General features: G+C 72.4%; 18 protein-coding genes. 6 read left to right on the forward strand and 12 right to left on the reverse strand.

Annotation, left to right across the window (positions count from 1 at the left end):
- Positions 1 to 54: 54 nt before the first annotated feature.
- Positions 55 to 693, reverse strand: coding sequence for a MerR family transcriptional regulator (locus ACIA5D_RS21405; RefSeq protein WP_396031892.1), 639 nt, complete (start codon positions 691 to 693; stop codon positions 55 to 57).
- A gap of 78 nt (positions 694 to 771) precedes the next feature.
- Between ACIA5D_RS21405 and ACIA5D_RS21410 the strand changes: the two genes are divergently transcribed.
- Positions 772 to 1308, forward strand: coding sequence for a DUF4188 domain-containing protein (locus ACIA5D_RS21410; RefSeq protein ID WP_396031893.1), 537 nt, complete (start codon positions 772 to 774; stop codon positions 1306 to 1308).
- A 340-nt stretch (positions 1309 to 1648) separates the two neighbouring features.
- Here ACIA5D_RS21410 and ACIA5D_RS21415 read toward each other — a convergent pair whose 3' ends face one another.
- The 3 genes from ACIA5D_RS21415 to ACIA5D_RS21425 form a co-directional block, all read right to left on the reverse strand.
- Positions 1649 to 2254: a hypothetical protein gene (locus ACIA5D_RS21415; RefSeq protein WP_396032191.1), complete on the reverse strand. Its 606-nt coding sequence runs from the start codon at positions 2252 to 2254 to the stop codon at positions 1649 to 1651.
- Positions 2255 to 2390: 136 nt separating this feature from the next.
- On the reverse strand, positions 2391 to 2513 hold the full coding sequence (locus ACIA5D_RS21420; protein WP_396031894.1) for a hypothetical protein: 123 nt from the start codon (positions 2511 to 2513) through the stop codon (positions 2391 to 2393).
- A 79-nt stretch (positions 2514 to 2592) separates the two neighbouring features.
- Positions 2593 to 3117, reverse strand: a complete 525-nt coding sequence (locus tag ACIA5D_RS21425) for a PadR family transcriptional regulator (protein ID WP_396031895.1) — start codon at positions 3115 to 3117, stop codon at positions 2593 to 2595.
- 62 nt (positions 3118 to 3179) lie between these two features.
- On the opposite strand from ACIA5D_RS21425, the gene ACIA5D_RS21430 reads away from it, so the two are divergent.
- Positions 3180 to 3923, forward strand: a complete 744-nt coding sequence (locus tag ACIA5D_RS21430; protein WP_396031896.1) for an alpha/beta hydrolase — start codon at positions 3180 to 3182, stop codon at positions 3921 to 3923.
- Here ACIA5D_RS21430 and ACIA5D_RS21435 read toward each other — a convergent pair.
- The 3 genes from ACIA5D_RS21435 to ACIA5D_RS21445 form a co-directional block, all read right to left on the reverse strand.
- The gene (locus ACIA5D_RS21435; RefSeq protein WP_396031897.1) at positions 3920 to 4765 is read right to left on the reverse strand and encodes a hypothetical protein; all 846 of its coding nucleotides are present in this window, start codon (positions 4763 to 4765) and stop codon (positions 3920 to 3922) included. The two genes, ACIA5D_RS21430 and ACIA5D_RS21435, sit on opposite strands and share 4 nt — an antisense overlap.
- Positions 4762 to 5865, reverse strand: a complete 1104-nt coding sequence (locus tag ACIA5D_RS21440) for a hypothetical protein (RefSeq protein WP_396031898.1) — start codon at positions 5863 to 5865, stop codon at positions 4762 to 4764. Before ACIA5D_RS21440 ends, ACIA5D_RS21435 begins: the two co-directional genes overlap by 4 nt.
- An 86-nt stretch (positions 5866 to 5951) precedes the next feature.
- Entirely contained in the window at positions 5952 to 6854 is a 903-nt protein-coding gene (locus tag ACIA5D_RS21445) for a proteasome assembly chaperone family protein (RefSeq protein WP_396031899.1), read from the reverse strand.
- Between the two features lie 187 nt (positions 6855 to 7041).
- On the opposite strand from ACIA5D_RS21445, the gene ACIA5D_RS21450 reads away from it, so the two are divergent.
- Positions 7042 to 7722: an EcsC family protein gene (locus ACIA5D_RS21450; protein ID WP_396031900.1), complete on the forward strand. Its 681-nt coding sequence runs from the start codon at positions 7042 to 7044 to the stop codon at positions 7720 to 7722.
- Between the two features lie 100 nt (positions 7723 to 7822).
- Entirely contained in the window at positions 7823 to 8389 is a 567-nt protein-coding gene (locus tag ACIA5D_RS21455) for a hypothetical protein (RefSeq protein ID WP_396031901.1), read from the forward strand.
- Here the strand turns inward: ACIA5D_RS21455 and ACIA5D_RS21460 are convergent.
- The 5 genes from ACIA5D_RS21460 to ACIA5D_RS21480 form a co-directional block, all read right to left on the reverse strand.
- Positions 8376 to 9218, reverse strand: a complete 843-nt coding sequence (locus ACIA5D_RS21460) for an NAD-dependent epimerase/dehydratase family protein (RefSeq protein WP_396031902.1) — start codon at positions 9216 to 9218, stop codon at positions 8376 to 8378. The genes ACIA5D_RS21455 and ACIA5D_RS21460 overlap by 14 nt on opposite strands.
- 65 nt (positions 9219 to 9283) lie before the next feature.
- A complete protein-coding gene (locus ACIA5D_RS21465; protein WP_396031903.1) occupies positions 9284 to 10477 on the reverse strand; it encodes a cytochrome P450 in 1194 nt (397 codons plus the stop codon).
- Positions 10478 to 10538: 61 nt separating this feature from the next.
- Complete coding sequence (locus ACIA5D_RS21470; RefSeq protein WP_396031905.1) at positions 10539 to 11957, reverse strand: class I adenylate-forming enzyme family protein; 1419 nt, start codon at positions 11955 to 11957, stop codon at positions 10539 to 10541.
- On the reverse strand, positions 11957 to 12736 hold the full coding sequence (locus ACIA5D_RS21475; protein WP_396031906.1) for a glycosyltransferase family 2 protein: 780 nt from the start codon (positions 12734 to 12736) through the stop codon (positions 11957 to 11959). Before ACIA5D_RS21475 ends, ACIA5D_RS21470 begins: the two co-directional genes overlap by 1 nt.
- Positions 12733 to 13728: a 3-oxoacyl-ACP synthase III family protein gene (locus ACIA5D_RS21480; RefSeq protein WP_396031907.1), complete on the reverse strand. Its 996-nt coding sequence runs from the start codon at positions 13726 to 13728 to the stop codon at positions 12733 to 12735. Before ACIA5D_RS21480 ends, ACIA5D_RS21475 begins: the two co-directional genes overlap by 4 nt.
- An 88-nt stretch (positions 13729 to 13816) precedes the next feature.
- Between ACIA5D_RS21480 and ACIA5D_RS21485 the strand changes: the two genes are divergently transcribed.
- Complete coding sequence (locus tag ACIA5D_RS21485) at positions 13817 to 15373, forward strand: cation:proton antiporter (RefSeq protein WP_396031908.1); 1557 nt, start codon at positions 13817 to 13819, stop codon at positions 15371 to 15373.
- Positions 15370 to 15636: a UBP-type zinc finger domain-containing protein gene (locus ACIA5D_RS21490; RefSeq protein ID WP_396031909.1), complete on the forward strand. Its 267-nt coding sequence runs from the start codon at positions 15370 to 15372 to the stop codon at positions 15634 to 15636. Before ACIA5D_RS21485 ends, ACIA5D_RS21490 begins: the two co-directional genes overlap by 4 nt.

Genomic DNA, 15636 nt, shown 5'->3' on the forward strand with positions numbered 1-15636 from the left:
GCTTACACCGAAGGAATCGTCCGCAACCGTTCCGCACCTGAGCGAATACCGGACTCAAACTGTCGGACCGCGCAGCTGGCGGGCGCTCTCGTGCTGGTGGGCGAGCATGCGCAGGGCGCTGAACAGGGCTTCGCCCAGCACGGTGCCGAGGACTACCAGCTCCATCCGGGCCGCGGGGTCGGGCCGGGCGAGGACCGTGCCCACCTCGACGGCGGCCAGTTGGTCGGCGGCGTCGGCGTAGTCGCTCAGCTTGTCGAAGAGCTCGGCCACGCCGAGCGAGTCGCCGGCCGCGAGGGCGTCGGCGACCATGTCGATCGCGGGGGAGCCGGGGTAGATCAGCCAGCCGCGCTCCTCGATCAGCGCGATCACCCGCTCGCGGGCCTTGCGCCACTCGGAGGTGTCGCGGTCGGGGCGGTGCCGGGGCTGCACGGCCGACTGCGCCGACCCGAGCAATTCATGAGGATCAGCCGCGTACGTTCCGAGCGCCGCCACCACGTCGCGCGCGCCCGCCACGGAGACGCCGCCGACGTCGATCAGCGCCCGGATCAGGCGGAGCCGCCGGACGTGCTCCTCGTCATAGTCGGCCTGGTTGGCAGCGGTCGCCACCCCTGGCGGGAGCAGGCCTTCCCGCAGATAGAACTTGATCGTCGGGATCGGCACCCCGCTACGCCGGCTCAACTCTCCCACTCGCACCTTGCGATCATCCCTCCTCGAGCGGATAGTGTAACTATCGATAGTGACTCTATCCAAACCTTCGGGGAGATGGTCGAGATGGCGAAGGTCGTTGCGGGCTACACCACCGCCGAGCTGGAGGGCGACTTCGTCGTCTTCCTGATCGGCATGCGGGTCAACAAGGTGTGGAAGCTCCACAAGTGGATCCCGGTGGCGCTGGCCATGGGCCCGATGTTGCGCGAGCTGATCCGCCGCAAGGAGCTCGGCCTGCTGCACTTCACGTCGTGGGTCGGCCCGCGCGGCCCGATCCTGGTGCAGTACTGGAGGAGCGTCGAGCAGCTGGAGGCGTTCGCCCGAGATGCCCGGCTGCCCCATCATCCGGCGTGGAAGCGCTGGAACAAGGCGGTCGGCGACAGCGGCGACGTCGGCGTCTGGCACGAGACGTATGTGGTGCGGCAGGGCACGTTCGAGGCCCTGTACGGCAACATGCCCACCTTCGGTCTGGCGGCCGCCGGCAAACCGGCCACCCTGACCAGGTCGACCCGCACGGCAGCGTCCCGCCGAGCGGCGAATGCGGGCCGGCCGTCGGCAGAAGCCGCTCAGCCGCCTGCCGCTGGAGCCGCCAACGCCGCCTGACGCGCACCACGTTGACGTCACCGATGTGCCGTGGGCGCCCCGGATGTGCCGTGGGCGCGCCGGATGTGCCGTGGGCGCGCCGGATGTGCCGTGGGCGCCCCGGATGTGCCGCGGGCGCCCCGGATGTGCCGTGGGCGCGCCGGATGTGCCGTGGGCGCGCCGGATGTGCCGTGGGCGCGCCGGATGTGCCGTGGGCGCCCCGGATGTGCCGCGGGCGCCCCGGATGTGCCGCGGGCGCGCCGGATGTGCCGCGGCCGCCCCGGGGTGGCGGGGCGGCCGCGGGCTCTGGGGTGGTGCGGCCGGACCGGGCTCGGTCAGGCGTGGTGGTGGGTGGCCTCGGTCAGGCGACCGTGGTGGACCACATGGTCGTGAAGGCGGCTGCCTCGCCGGTCAGCCAGCTCTCGATGTCGGCGGGTTTCAGGGCGGGGTCGATGCGGTGGGTCACGCCGCGGCGCAGGTCGACCAGGACCGGCTCGGCGTTGGGGAGGATCTGGTCGATGTGGCCGGCCATCAGGTGCAGCGTGGCGGTGATGGCCTCGGGGGTGGGCGGGGCCTCGTCGAAGTGCAGGCGGACGGCCTCGCGGCGGCCGTTCTCGTAGCGCAGGCCGAAATGCGGGTTGATCTTCACGGCCAGGGGTCCGACCGAGGCCAGGGCGTCGCGGGTCTGCGCGAGGCTCACCTGGTCGGGGTCGCCCAGCGACTTCAGGTAGGTGACGGCGCCGGCACTGATCGACTCGTACAGCGGCTTCCAGCGGTCTTTCACCAGACCGGTGACGGCGGACAGGTAGCTGCCGCCGGTGCGGAAGGCGATGTCGGCCTTCAGTGCCTTGACCAGCTGGCCGTGCGGGTTGAAGCCGCTGCGGCGCTCGCGGGCGCGTCGCAGACCGCCGACGAACGTGGCCTTCGCGGGGCCGGTGCGGGTCACGTAGCGGGTGAAGCCGAGCATGGTCGCGTAGGGCGGGATCACGGGAACAGGTTCGGACAAAACAGGCGCGGTCACGTTGATCTCCTCGCAGGTCACGGCCCCTTTTAGTACATACATTCTAATCGACGGGTACGACATTCCCAACCCGGTTGGGGTGTCACTCGAAGCGGGCCGAGTCGAGGCGGGTGGCGGTCTGCACCCCGGTGATCACGGAAACGGTCAGACTGCACGCGGTCAGAATCAGAACGAAGCTCATCGCGTACGGAAGCAGATTTGTCACCGCCGTGAGCACGACGGGCCGTGACGCCAGATCGAAGCTGGTCTTGCCGCGCGACAGCGGAGCGGCGCGACCAGAATGCTCATGACCGGATCTCCGATGCGAGCGTGTCGAGGCGGCCGGCCGCGTGCTCGATCCAGCGCAGGTCGGCCTCGATGTGGAACAGCTGGTAGTCGATGAGCATGCCGTCGCGCAGCGACGATTCCCGCCGCGCGGCGGTGAGCTCGCGCATCACCGTGAGGTGCCGCTGCCGCTGGTCCTCGAGGAACACGCCGGCCGGCCGGCCCGACAGCAGGGCCGTGACCACCTTGGTGAACAGCACCGTCTGAAGCTGAGGTTGCGGATCTTCCGGTTCGGACAGCCAGCGCTCCAAGTCGGTCACCCCGTCCGTCGTGATCGAGTACCGCTTGCGGTCGGGGCCGGCGCCCGCCTCGACACCGGCCACCGTGATGAGCCCGTCCCGCTCGAGCTGGGCGAGCGTGCGATACACCTGCCCGAACCGCAGCGGCCGGGCCGAGCCGAACCGGCGGTCGTAGGACTGCTTGAGGTCGTAGCCGTGGCGGTCGGCCTCATCGAGCAGTCCCAGCAACGCGTACGACACCGTCATGCTGCGGACTATACTCATCGGGTATACCCACCGGGCATACGGCGGATGTGCCAACCTGTGGCATGGCCTTGATCCGGGTGGACTTCGCCGCCGAGACGCTCGAACTGGACACCTCGATGACCGTGGTGCTGCCGCAGGAGGGTGACGAGCCGCCGCCGGTGCTCTACCTGCTGCACGGGCTCACTGACGACGACACCGCCTGGACGCGGTTCACCTCGATCGAGCGGTACGCCACGGCGCGCGGCCTGGCCGTCGTCATGCCCCAGGTGCACCGCAGCTTCTACGCCAACGAGGCGTACGGGATGAGGTTCTGGGATTTCCTCACCGGGGAGCTGCCGCAGACGGTCGAGCGTTTCTTCCGGGTGTCGGCGCGGCGCGAGGACACGTTCGTGGCCGGGCTGTCGATGGGCGGCTACGGCGCCTTCAAATGGGCACTACGGGAACCGCAGCGGTTTGCGGCGGCGGCCAGCTTCTCGGGCGCGCTCGATCTGGCGTACATCCAAGAGTTCGACCTGAGGCCGCACATCCGCACCCTGGTCTCGCGAGTCTTCCCCGACCGCAAGGTCGCCGGCGGCGACGAGGACCTCTTCCATCTCGTCAAGAAGGCCGACCGGGCGGAGCTGCCGCGGCTGATGCTCCGCTGCGGCACCGAGGACCACCTGGTCAAGCAGAACGAACGCTTCGTCGCGGCGTGCAAGAGCGCGAGGGTGGAGATCGACGCGAGCTTCGGGCCGGGCGACCACGAGTGGGGCTACTGGGACCGGCAGATCCAGGTGGGTCTCGATTTCATGCTGGGTCAACGCTAGCGTCGCGCCTTCATCGGCGGCAGGTCCGTGGCTGCGCAGACAGCCTGCTCGGCGGCGCAGTCGTGCCCGGTGAGGAGCCCGTCCTTGTTCCACACGAACAGTTGCCGGTAATCGCCGGGCGCGACGAACGCGGTCATCCGGAACGGGGGCCGATCGGCCGGCGGCACAGTCACCTCGCGGTCCGACCCGCGGTAGCGCAGCCGCAGGTGGAGGCGCCAGGCGTACTCGTGCTGGGTGGTCCGGAACTGCGCGTTGATCACCCACAGTTCGCCGCGGCCGAGCGTGATGTGCTTGCCGGTGAAGTACGGGCCACCGCCACCCGCCGCGACCGGGAGGGGTCGGGGCGCGTCGAGGTCGACGTCGACCACCGTGTTGTCGCCCTCGCCCTGCGACTGGACGTAGATGAGGGTGCCCCGGCGCGGCGGCCGGCGCTCGACGATCTCGACGGACATGTCCAGCACGGACACCGGGGCCGAGCGCCGGCCCTCCAGGGTGAGCCGGGTACCGGCGTAGCCTGCCGGCACGAACCGGGGATCGGCGACGATGTCCTCCGGCGCGGTCGCCACGACCTCGGTGGCGGCCTGGCCGAGAAACAGGCTCGACGATCCGATCTCGCTGCGGAGGTCGACGATCGGGGAGCGGAACAGGTCGAGGGTGTGGTCGGAGACGTACGGGAGCACCCCGGGGACCACGGCCGCCACCGCGGTCGTGCCGACCAGTGCCACCAGCGCCTTTGTCGCCTTGGACAGCTCGGTCCAGCCTGACGGCGCCTTTGCCGGCGCCTGCCGGGCCGTCGCGGACTTGGGCTTCTTGGCGGGCGCCTTGCGCGCCTGTCTCGTCACGGGCGACGCTCCGCTTCGGCTTCCTGGTCCGCTTCATCCGCGGCTGGTTCTGAGGCCCCTGATGGCAGCGCCGCTTCTGACGCCCCTGAGGGCAGCGCCGCTTCTGACGCCCCTGAGGGCAGCGCCGCTTCTGACGCCCCTGAGGGCAGCGCCGCTTCTGACGCCCCTGAGGGCAGCGCCCCTTCCGAGGCCCCTGATGGCAGCGTCGCGAAACTGGCCGTGAGCAGGAGCATCGCCACGACGCCGAGGTGATGGCCGGGGCCGATGCGATCCCAGTCGTACTGCAAGGTGGTCTGGCGCGACAGAGCCACATACCCGCTCAGGAGCATCACGGTCACCGCGACGCCGACGACGAGACCGAGCAGGCGCAGCCACGGGGCGTGCCGCCGCCGGACGAGGGCGAGAACGGTGATCACGAGGCAGGCGGCGACGCCGGCCCGGTAGAGGACGAGCCACGTCTCGGTGTCATGGTGCCCGGGCGGCGAGTCGATGCCGGTCGGGGTGAGGACGACGCCGGCGGCGCTGGTGCCGAACCAGGGGAGGACCGCCGCGACGACCGCGAGGATCAAGCCGAGGAGCAGCACGATGCGGTGCAGCACCGGACGGCCCTCCCGACGGGGCGGAGCCGGTTGGAACCCGCGCATCGCGACCTCGGTGATGCCGGCGCCCACCGCGACCAGCATGAGCCCGACGACGTACAGCAGGCAGCCCGCCTCCGGGATGATGTGCCGGACCGTGACCACCGACGGCTGGTCGGTGAGGCCGGCGTGCGCCAGCACCCTTGAGCCGTTCGCCAAGAGCGTGAGGCTGAGCAGGTAGAACGAGCCGACGCTCGCGGTCAGCATGACGCCGATCCGCGCCACGGACGCCCACGGCGACGACCCGCGGGCGGCGAGGGCGCCGCCGGCCGCGAGCACCAGCCAGAGCACCGCGACCGGCGCCGCGACGCGGTTGAAGTCGGCGAGGCGGACGAGATAGTAGGCCCCGGACGCGTCGGTGACGCGTGCCCAGTCCAGCGTCGTGCCGACGAACGCGAGCACCCCGCCCGTGCAGATCGCGGTGAGCGCGACACTTCCCGGCCGGGTGGGGCGCTCCGTCATCCGCTGAAGATATCGTTCCCGCTCCATTGAGGAGACACCCGGCCCGAAGGCCGGCCGTCGTCCTCGCACTCAGCGCGATCTGGCGGTCAGTCGTCGCGGGTCTGCTCGGCCAGGAAGCGCTCGAGCTCGGCCCCCAGTTCCTCGGCGGTCGGCAGCGGTGTGTCGGACTCGGCGAGCAGGTTGTTCTCGCGGCCGCGCAGGAAGGCGTCGTACTGCGCCTCGAGGGAGCTGACCAGGCGCGCGGCCTGCTCGTCGTCGGCGATCTGCTTGTCGATGTCGGCGCGGACGATCTCGCCGGCCTTGCGCAGCTCGCCGGTCGGCAGGGCCAGGCCGGTGCTCGACGACACCGAGTCGGTCAGCAGCTCGGCGGCGGCCGGATAGGTGGTCTGTGCCAGGTAGTGCGGGACGTGCGCCGCGTACCCCATGGCGTCCTTGCCCTGCTCGCCCAGCCGGAACTCGAGCAGGTTGCCGACGCTGGCCGGCACCTGCACGCGCTGCAACCACGACTCGCGGTCGCCGAGCAGGCGCTGGTCGGTGGCGTGCGCGGTGACGCTGACCGGACGGGTGTGCGGCACGGCCATCGGGATCGCGTTGAGCCCGACGGTGAGCTTGACGCCGAAGCGGTCCATCAGGCCGGTCACGGCCGCGATGAAGCGTTCCCACTGCAGGTCGGGCTCGGGGCCGGCGAGCATCAGGAACTCGGTGCCGAGCTGGTCGCGCATGAGGTGCAGGGCGAGACTGGGCGCCTCGTAGGACTCCCAGTGGTCCTCCACGAAGATCATCGGGGGACGGCGGGAGCGGTAGTCGAGCAGCTGGTCGAGGTCGAAGGTCGCGACGGCCCTGGTCTCCAGGCTGTCCAGCAGATTCTCGCGGAACAGCTGGATCGCGCTGCCCGCGTCGACGAACCCGGTGAGCGCCTGGACGAGCACCGGCTCGTCCAGCGCCGGCAGGTCGTCGGCCAACTCATAGAGCTCGTGTGGGTCGAGCACGTGGAGGACCTCCTGTGCAGAAAAGCGGGTAACCCGATGTAACAACGGCAGGCCGGGGTTCATTCCGGCAAAACCGTGCTCAAGATCTCAGTGCGGATACAAAATCATCTGCACCCCTCGCCTGCACGTGCATGTGCACGCCACAATGGATCAGGATCCCTTCCCATCCCCCCAACGGAGAGATCTGATGAGCGAAGCCGCCACCCCCGTCAGAGATCCGATCCAGGAGACCATCGCGCCCCCCGGCACGCTCTGGTCCCACATGAAGTCAGACCCGCAGTATGCGCCCGAGCACCTCGCCCTCGACGCGGTCCGCCGCCTCGGGCCCGAGGCGGCCCAGTGGGCCGAGCGTATGCGACTCGACCGCCCCGGCGTTTCCCCGGACGCCCTCGCTGCTTTGGCCATCCGCCGCTTCACCACGCTCGCGCGCATCTCCGGCGCTGTCTCGGGCGCGACCGGCCTGCCCGGCGCGGTGCTCGACTTGGGCGTCCTGGCCTGGACCCAGTCGCGCATGGTGCTGCACATCGCCGCCGCGTACGGCGAAGACCCCGCCGCCACCGAGCGCGCCACCGACCTCCTGGTGCTGCAACGGGTGCACAAGGCCGCCGAGGGCGCCCGCCTCGCGCTGGGCGTCGCCGCCGGCCGGGAACGGGCGAGCCGCATGTTCACCGACGTCGCCGACCGTCCGCTCACCGGAGTGATGCTCAAGCTCGGCTTCCGGCTCGGCCAGATGGCCGGGGTCCACGCGGCCCGCCGCATGTTCGCCAAGATGGTGCCGGGCGCGTCCGTGGTGCTGGGCACGTGGGTGAACTCGGCCGCCACCAAAGATCTCGCCGCGCGGGCCCGCGCACACTTCAGCCCCGCCTAAGCGTCTCGAGCCGCAAGCCGATCTGAACCCCGACATCGCTGGAGCGAGACGGGGAGGCGGGCCGGTGCGCCGTCGTTGGCTGGGCATGCGTTGGCTGGGCATGTTGATCTTGGCGCCGCTGGCCCTGGGCGGCTGCAAGTCGAGCACGACCGCGACCGCGGCGCCGAGCCCGAGCGGGTCACCATGGGTGATCACGTCGCAGGGCAGCGCCACGCCGTCCGCGGCACCCTCCGGGTACACCGCGAAGCCGAGCACGTTCCCGACCGGCTTCCTGCCGGTCGCGTCGACGACCGCCACCCCCACGCCGACCGGAAGCCCGGGCTGCCCGCCGGACACCGCGCACGCCATCGCCGGCGCCACGGTCGTCCCCGCCGCCGGCAGCGCCGCCGGCAGCGCCGCCGTCACGTTCTACAACTACGGCGGCAACGACCTGGTCGAGTACCGCATCACCGCGATCTCCCAGGACGTGCTCCCCGGCCGGCAGCGCGACGTCGGCTGGACGGTCATGACGCCCGCCTCCGGCTGCGGCTACCTCACCGCCACGGTCACCGGCCTCGACGCGCAGACGAACTACGTCTTCTCGGTCGACGCGGTCACCACGCAGCTCGGCCGCGACGGCACCCGGGCCGAGACGGTCGCGCGCTCGGGCGTGGTCACCACCCTGTGAGCCTGGTTTCCGGGCGCCAGCCCGTGCCGAGGGCCTTGCCGATGTCCAGCACCATCCCGTCGGTGACCTGGTCGACGCTGTAGCGGGTCAGCGTCCGCCCCGGCAGCGTCGCGGCGGCCCGGGCGACCGTCAGCGGCACGTGCCGCACCGGCACGCCGAGCACGCTTCCGACGGCCCGATCGCGCCGGTAGACCACGTCGTCGGCGATGTTGTAGGCGCCGGCCGGCCAGTCCAGCGCGGCCAGGCATGCGGAGGCCAGGTTCTCCACGGCGGTCAGGCTCAGCGGCACGTCCGGTCCGGGCAGCCAGGCGCGGCCGCCGCGCACGATTCGCCGCAGCCGCGGCATCAGGTGGGGGTCACCCTCGCCGTACACGGCGCGAGGCCGCAGGACGACGGCGCCGGCAGCGAGGGCGATTCGCTCACCCCATGATTTCGTACGGCCATAGGCGGTGTGCTGCCGGTCGGTGGGATGTTCCTCGGTCAACGGGGCGCGATAGGGTCCCGGCCGATACACCGAGGCGCTGCTCACCCAGACGATCGGAGCCCCTTTTGCGGCTTCGACCAGCCGCTGGGTCCCGTCCACGTTGACCGTGTGGAACGCCCGCTCGGTGGCGTTCCCGGGCCGCGGATCCCCCACGGCCGCCGCGAGGTGCACGACCGCGTCACATCCGGAGATATCGGGATTTATTCGGGTGGCGTCCCAGAAGACGTGCTTCCCCACCGGCCCCGGCCGACGACCGAGGCAGGTCACGTCGTCCCCGCGTTCCGCAGCGAGCCGTGCCACGACGCCACCGCAGAACCCGCTCGCCCCGGTGATCGCGATCCTCACGCCGTCGCCCCCGCGATCTTCACGCCGTCGCCCCCGCGATCTTCACGCCGTCGCCCCCGCGATCTTCACGCCGTCGCTCGCACGATCAGCGTCCGCCAGCTCGGCAACGCCGCCCGCCGATCGACTCCGGCGCGCACGACGACGGGCCGGTGCGGTGCGAGCGCTTCGAGCAGGTCACCGAGCTGTCGCCGGGCGAGCCGCGCCCCCGGGCAGGCGTGCGTCCCCGCCCCGAAGACAAGCTGCGAGATCCGGGCCGGCGCCGGATTCACCGGATCCGGGTCGCGGCGATGAGCGTCCACCGCGTGCCGGGCGATCAGCAGCATACGGTCGCCGGCGCGCACCGGGCAGCCGTCGGCGATCTCGCCTCCGGCGGCGGCCACGCGAGGCAGGAGCGGCGTGGGCGAGGTGACGCGCAGCAGTTCGTCGACGAGCACGCCCTCGCGCGCGTACGCCCAGAGCCCGCCATCGCAGACCCAGGCCGCGGCCCGGGGCAGCGCCGCGACGGTGGTGTTCACGGCGGCCACAGCGAGCGTCGCCGCCAGCCCCGCGTCGCCTCGCCCACGTTCGACGGCGGGGCCGCCGTCGCCCCGACTGGCGGAACCGTCGCCGTGACCTGCCCGGCTGTCGCCCCGCGCAGGTGGGCCCCCCTCGCCGACGACTGGGCAGGCGGCCGTTCCGGCGGGCGTGACCAGGGCGAGCAGTCGCTCGGCCGCGCGCTCGGCCTGGGCGGCGGCGCGGCGGCGGCCCAGCCCCGGCAGGTGCGCGCGGGCCGCCGTCGCCCCCGCCTCCTGCGCCGCCGCGGCCAGTTCGAACGGGTCGGCGTCGAGGCCGAGCAGCGCCGCCGCCGTGGCGCCGGCGATCTCGGCGGCCAGCGGCGCCAGGTCGACGGCGCCGCCCTCGGCGAGCGGTGCGAGACGTTCGTCGAGCAGGCGGGTCCAGACCGGGCGAAGCCGCTCGACGCCGGCCGCGCCCAGCCGTTCGGCGACGTCCCGGCGGGCCTGCCGGTGCTGGTCGCCCTGCTGGTCGAAGAGCCCGCCGGCGCCCGCCAGCCGATCCACCGCGCCGCCGGTGGTCCCCTCGGCCGTGCGGTCCAGCGGGATCCGGGTGAGCGCCGCGAGATAGGCCTCCCGGTCGTGCACCACCAGCGTGCGGCCCAGCCGCCGCACGGGCTTGCCCCGAAGGGCCGCGAGCAGCGCGAAGAGCACCGGATGGCTGAGCAGATAAACGCGCCGGTCCCGCGCGCGAGCGGTCGCGGTCATACGCCGGCCGCCGACCGGGCGGCGGTGGTCATGCGTCGGCTGCCAAGCGAGGCGGTAGTGGTCATGCGCGGGCCGCCAGCCGGGCGGTGGCCTCGCGGTCGGGCTTGCGCGAGCGGCCCGTCAGCGGGATCCGGGCGAAGAGCACCTGGTCGGGCCGGGCCGCGCCCATCCGGGCGAGGGGGTCGCGCAGGGCGGCCCGCACCCGCGTCTCGTCCGCGCCGGGGGACGGCTCGATCACCGCGATCACGCGCTCGTCGCCGTCGCCGGCCGGCACGCCCACCAGCACGGCCAGTTCGACGCCCGGGACGTGCAGGGACGGCTCGTACAGGCCCGGATAGATGTTCTCGGCCCGCCGCAGGATCATGTCCTTCATGCGGCCACCCAGCACCACCCGCCCGTTCTCGAGCCGGCCCAGGTCGCCGGTTGCCACCGCGTCGAAGGGCTCCTCACCGAGGTATCGATCGGCCGCGGTGGGCCCCGACAGCAGGAGCTGGCCGTCCGGGCCGGTCGTCGCGGTCACTCCGGGGAGCGGCGCGCCGACCAGATCCCCTTCGCCGGAGAAACCGGATTTGTCCGCTGATTCCACCGCGGCGGCGGGGAAGACCTCGGTCAGCGCGTAGACACCCCAGGCCTCGGTGGCGCCGGCCGCCCGCACCGCCGACAGCAGGGCCGCGCTGACCGGCGCGGAACCGCTGTAGACGCGGCCGGTGAAGCGGACCCCGGAAGACAGCGCGGCGCGGAGCTGCGGCGGCGTCAGATAGGTGGCCTGCGGCGACAGGGAACGGATCTGGCGGCCGAGGTCGCGGCGGGAGGGAAGGGCCACGGGCGCGCCACTCGCCAGGGACGGGAGCAGGACGAAGAACGTCCCGCCGAGGACGGGCACGCCGGGGACCGGGCGGACCAGGTCGCGGACCGCCGTCATCCCGGCCGACAGCGAGCGCCGGGTGTGCACCACCGCCCGCGGCCGGCTCGTCGTGCCCGAGGTGAAGACGATCACCGCGTCGCCGTCGCCGTCGAAGGCGGCCGGCAGCGGACCGGGGAGCGGGCGCAGCGCGGGCGGGGCGCCGGGCAGGCGGCGGCCCACGGTCATCACGGGAGCGAGGGCCGCGAGCGTGGGCAGCGCCAGGTGGGCGCGGCGGGCCAGCGGCGCCAGCCAGCCGGCCACCGCCTGGGCGGCGGCGTCGGCGAGGATCAGCCGCGGCGCGGCGAGGGAGAGCCGGGCCCGGAGCACGTCGGGGCCGGCGGTCGGGTCCAGCACCGCGATGCGCAGACCCAGGTGGTACGCCGCGAGCATGGCGGCCAGGGCACGTGGTCCCGGCCGTACGCACAAACCGATCGTCTCCCCGGCGACGAGGCCGCGAGAATGCAGCGCCACGGCGAGGCCGTGCGTGAGACGGGCGAGGTCGCCGCGCGTGGCCCGGCCGGCCAGGGCGGGACGGGTGTCGCCGGGATCGAGGCCGGCGATGAGGCGATCGAGCATCAGCGCGGGTCCGCCGGGAGAGCACCGCTGCCGCGATCCAGGTACCACTTCGCCGTGCCGACGACGCCGTAGGCGCGGATACGGCGGGTCGAGTTCGCCACCACCATGTCGCGAGCGTGCACGATCGCCGTGGTGGTGCGCCGCACCCGGTTGAGGAACGTGCGATCGGTGGGGGAGGGCCGCCGCGGCATGCCGCCGCACGCCACGTAGAGCGCGGCGGTGATGGCCATGTTGTTGCCGGCGTGCATCCGGTACGGCGCCAGATACTCCCCGCCGCGGTGGGCCGGTCGCAGGCGGCCGAACGCGGCGGCGAGCGTCACCAGCAGGCGGAAGAACGCGCGGCCGAACGGGCCGTGCTCGTCGCGGCGGGCCACGATGCGCCCGCAGGCCAGGCCCCGGCCCTCGACCAGGGCCCGGCGCGCGGCCGCCACCCAGCCGGGCGCGGGCAGGCAGTCGGCGTCGGTGCGGGCGAGGTGCACGGCGCCGTGCGCGATCGCGTACCGGAAACCGGTGTCGACCGCGCAGCCGACGCCCTTCTCGGGCTCGGTCAGCACCAGAGCGCCGAGCGACCGGGCCAGCGCGGCCGTGCCGTCGGTCGAGCCGTTGTCGACCACCAGCAGCGTGAAGTCGGTGTCGGTCTGGGTTCTGAGGGCCCGCAGGGTGTCGCCGATGCGGGCGGCCTCGTTGTAGGCCGGCACGATCACCCACAGCGGCGCAGCCTTCGCCGGGCTCGGCGGGCGCGGGTCCCGCCCGGCGTCCGGCTCGGTGTCCGCGGTCACGAGACCTCCCAGACCATGGTCATCAGGCTGACGCCGCCGCCGAGGCCGACCAGCAGCACCCGGTCGCCCGCCTCGAGCGACGGCCGCACCCGGGCCAGCTGCACGCCGAGCGTCGCCGAGGCCATGTTGCCCAGCTGGTCGACGGTGACCTCGAGCTTGTCGCGGGGCACGCCGGTGGCCTCGACGAAGCGCTCGAGGTAGGGGAGCGTCACCTGGTGCACCAGGACCTTGGCGTAGTCGCCCCAGCCGTGCCCGGTGCGCAGTGCGACCCGCTCGATCAGCCCGGCCCCGATCTTCTCGAAGATCTGGCGCAGCCGGTGGCCGTCGCCGGTGAAGTACGTGTGCTCGTCGCCGCGCGGATGGCGGGAGCCGCCGCCGAAGATGCCGCCCGCGGACCAGTGCTCGGAGTGCGTCTCGGTGTCGACGTCGACGATGCCGCCGGTGGCGACCGGCTCGACCAGCACGGCCGCGCCCGCGTCGCCGAACGTGAACCCGGCGAACGCCGTACGCGCCTGGGCCAGGCCGTCCACCCGCGGCCGCATCGCCCGGGTCGGCGTCTCGCCGGTCACGACGAGGGCGCGGCGCGCCCGGCCGGACAGGATCATCGAGCGGGCCAGGTCGATGCCGTTGAGGAAGCTGTTGCAGGCGTTGGTGACGTCCATCGCATGGGCCCGGCTGCCCAGCGCGGCCTGCACCACGTGCGCGGTGGCCGGCTCGGCCATGTCGCGGGTGGCGCTGGCGAACAGCAGCAGGTCGAGGTCGAGCGGGTCGGTGCCGGTCTCGGCCAGCACCTTGGTGGCCGCGTCGATCGCCAGGTCGGAGGCATACTCCCCGTCGGCCGCCATCCGGCGGCGTTTGATGCCCGTGGCCTGCTCGAACATCCTCGGCGGCAGCGCCAGCCCGCTGGCCACCGCGATGCTGCGCTGCAGCTCGTCGGTCGGCACCTCGCGGGCCGGCAGGGCGTACGCGATCCCGGTGATCCCCACATTCATGCGCGACAGCCTTCCCTACCCGGCGTGGCCCGGGCGTGAGTAGAAGTGCTTATCTTTGATCACCGATCGCCTGACTAAGCTTCCCGGCATGGGGAGCATCGTCGACGTGGTCGTGCTGGTGGCGATCTCTGTTCTCGGCGCCGCTCTGGCCCGCCGGCTGGGCTTCGTGGCGCCACTTGTCCTGTTGGTGGCGGGCCTCGGCCTGTCGTTCGTGCCGGGCTTCCCGGAGGCGCACCTCGAGCCCGAGCTGGTGCTGATCGGCATCCTGCCGCCGCTGCTCTACGTCGCGGCCCTGCAGACCTCGGTGCCGGCGTTCCGCCGCCAGATCCGCCCGATCCTGCTGCTCGCGGTGGGGCTGGTGCTGGTCACCGCGTTCGCCGTGGGCACCGTCGTGCACGTTCTGCTGCCCAGCGTCCCGTACGCGGCCTGTGTCGCACTCGGGGCGATTGTCGCCCCACCCGACGCCGTCTCCGCGACCGCGATTGCCCGCCGGGTGGGGTTGCCGCGCCGCGTGGTGACGATCCTCGAGGGCGAGAGCCTGCTCAACGACGCGACCGCGCTGGTGATGGTGCGCATCGCGGCGGGCGCCCTGGCCGGCAGCGCGGTCGGGTTCTGGCCGATCGTCGGTCAGGTCGGGCTCAAGGCCGGCGTGGGCGTGGTGATCGGCCTGGCCGGCGCGGTGATCGCCGCCAAGCTGCACCGCAAGATCCTCGATCCGCTGCTGGACGACGCGGTGTCGCTGCTCACCCCGTTCGTCGTGGTGATCGTCGCCGAGGAACTGCGCAGCTCCAGCGTCGTGGCCGTGGTGGTCGCGGGGCTCTACCTGGGTCACCGCATCCCCTACCTGCTGTCGCCGACCTCCCGGCTGCAGATGGACGCGGTGTGGCGGCTGATCACCTTCCTGCTCGAGGGCGTCGTCTTCCTCATCGTGGGGCTGCAGCTGCGCAGCATCGGCGAGGGCATCACCACCGATGTGGGCACGACCATCGCCGTGACGGCCGCGGTCATCGGCGTCGTGGTGGTGGTGCGGTTCCTCTGGATGTACCCGGCGACGTACCTCGTCCGGATGATTCCGCGGATCCGCGAGCGGGAGGAGCGGCCGCCGCTCGCCGTGCCCACGGTGATCGCCTGGGCCGGCATGCGCGGCGTGGTCACGCTCGCGGCCGCACAGTCGCTGCCCGACGACGTCGCCAACAAGGACCTGTTCCTCTTCGTGGCGTTCGCCGTGATTGTTTTCACGCTGCTGCTGCAGGGCACGACGCTGCCGTGGCTCGCGGTGCGGCTCAATGTGCGGCAGGACACCACCTCGGCCGATGCGCTGGCCGAGGCCGGCGTGCAGTATCAGGCCAGCCGCGCGGCCCTCGAAGCGCTCGAGGAGAAGGCCGACGGCGCGCCGGCCGAAGTGGTCGAGCGACTGCGCGGACTGATCGGCAGCCGGTCCAACAACGCGTGGGAACGGCTCGGCAATCAGCAGCAGGAAACCCCCTCGACGGCGTACGGTCGGCTGCGGCGCGAGATGATCACAGCGGAACGGCACGTCTTCAAGATCGCCCGGAACGAGGGGCGGATCCCCGAGGAGGTGCTGACCCGCGCACAGCGCGAGCTCGACCTCGAAGAGTCCCAGTTGCAACGGAGTGACGATTGACCTGCCTGCACCTGGCGGAGGCCGGTTCGCCCGCCCCGCTGACGGCGTACGAAGACGGGTGCCCGCAGTGCGTGGCCGGCGGGTTCACCCACGGATGGGTGCACCTGCGCGTGTGCCTCGACTGCGGAATGGTGGCGTGCTGCGACTCCTCGCCGCGCCGGCACATGTCGGCCCACCACGAACAGACCGGCCATCCGGTCATGCGTTCCTACGAACCCGGCGAGAAGTGGCGCTGGTGCTTCACGGATGAGCTCCTGGGTTAG

This window comes from Actinoplanes sp. NPDC051513 (assembly GCF_044454685.1).
Lineage (GTDB): Bacteria > Actinomycetota > Actinomycetes > Mycobacteriales > Micromonosporaceae > Actinoplanes.

Excerpts from the sequence above, each read along its gene's own strand:
- ACIA5D_RS21430 (WP_396031896.1), top strand. The coding sequence starts at position 3,180 with ATGGCCTTGATCCGGGTGGACTTCGCCGCCGAGACGCTCGAACTGGAC.
- ACIA5D_RS21470 (WP_396031905.1), bottom strand. The coding sequence starts at position 11,957 with ATGCTCGATCGCCTCATCGCCGGCCTCGATCCCGGCGACACCCGTCCC.
- ACIA5D_RS21485 (WP_396031908.1), top strand. The coding sequence starts at position 13,817 with ATGGGGAGCATCGTCGACGTGGTCGTGCTGGTGGCGATCTCTGTTCTC.
- ACIA5D_RS21455 (WP_396031901.1), top strand. The coding sequence starts at position 7,823 with ATGTTGATCTTGGCGCCGCTGGCCCTGGGCGGCTGCAAGTCGAGCACG.
- ACIA5D_RS21415 (WP_396032191.1), bottom strand. The coding sequence starts at position 2,254 with ATGCTCGGCTTCACCCGCTACGTGACCCGCACCGGCCCCGCGAAGGCC.
- ACIA5D_RS21440 (WP_396031898.1), bottom strand. The coding sequence starts at position 5,865 with ATGACGGAGCGCCCCACCCGGCCGGGAAGTGTCGCGCTCACCGCGATC.
- ACIA5D_RS21425 (WP_396031895.1), bottom strand. The coding sequence starts at position 3,117 with ATGACGGTGTCGTACGCGTTGCTGGGACTGCTCGATGAGGCCGACCGC.
- ACIA5D_RS21450 (WP_396031900.1), top strand. The coding sequence starts at position 7,042 with ATGAGCGAAGCCGCCACCCCCGTCAGAGATCCGATCCAGGAGACCATC.
- ACIA5D_RS21465 (WP_396031903.1), bottom strand. The coding sequence starts at position 10,477 with ATGACCGCGACCGCTCGCGCGCGGGACCGGCGCGTTTATCTGCTCAGC.
- ACIA5D_RS21410 (WP_396031893.1), top strand. The coding sequence starts at position 772 with ATGGCGAAGGTCGTTGCGGGCTACACCACCGCCGAGCTGGAGGGCGAC.
- ACIA5D_RS21480 (WP_396031907.1), bottom strand. The coding sequence starts at position 13,728 with ATGAATGTGGGGATCACCGGGATCGCGTACGCCCTGCCGGCCCGCGAG.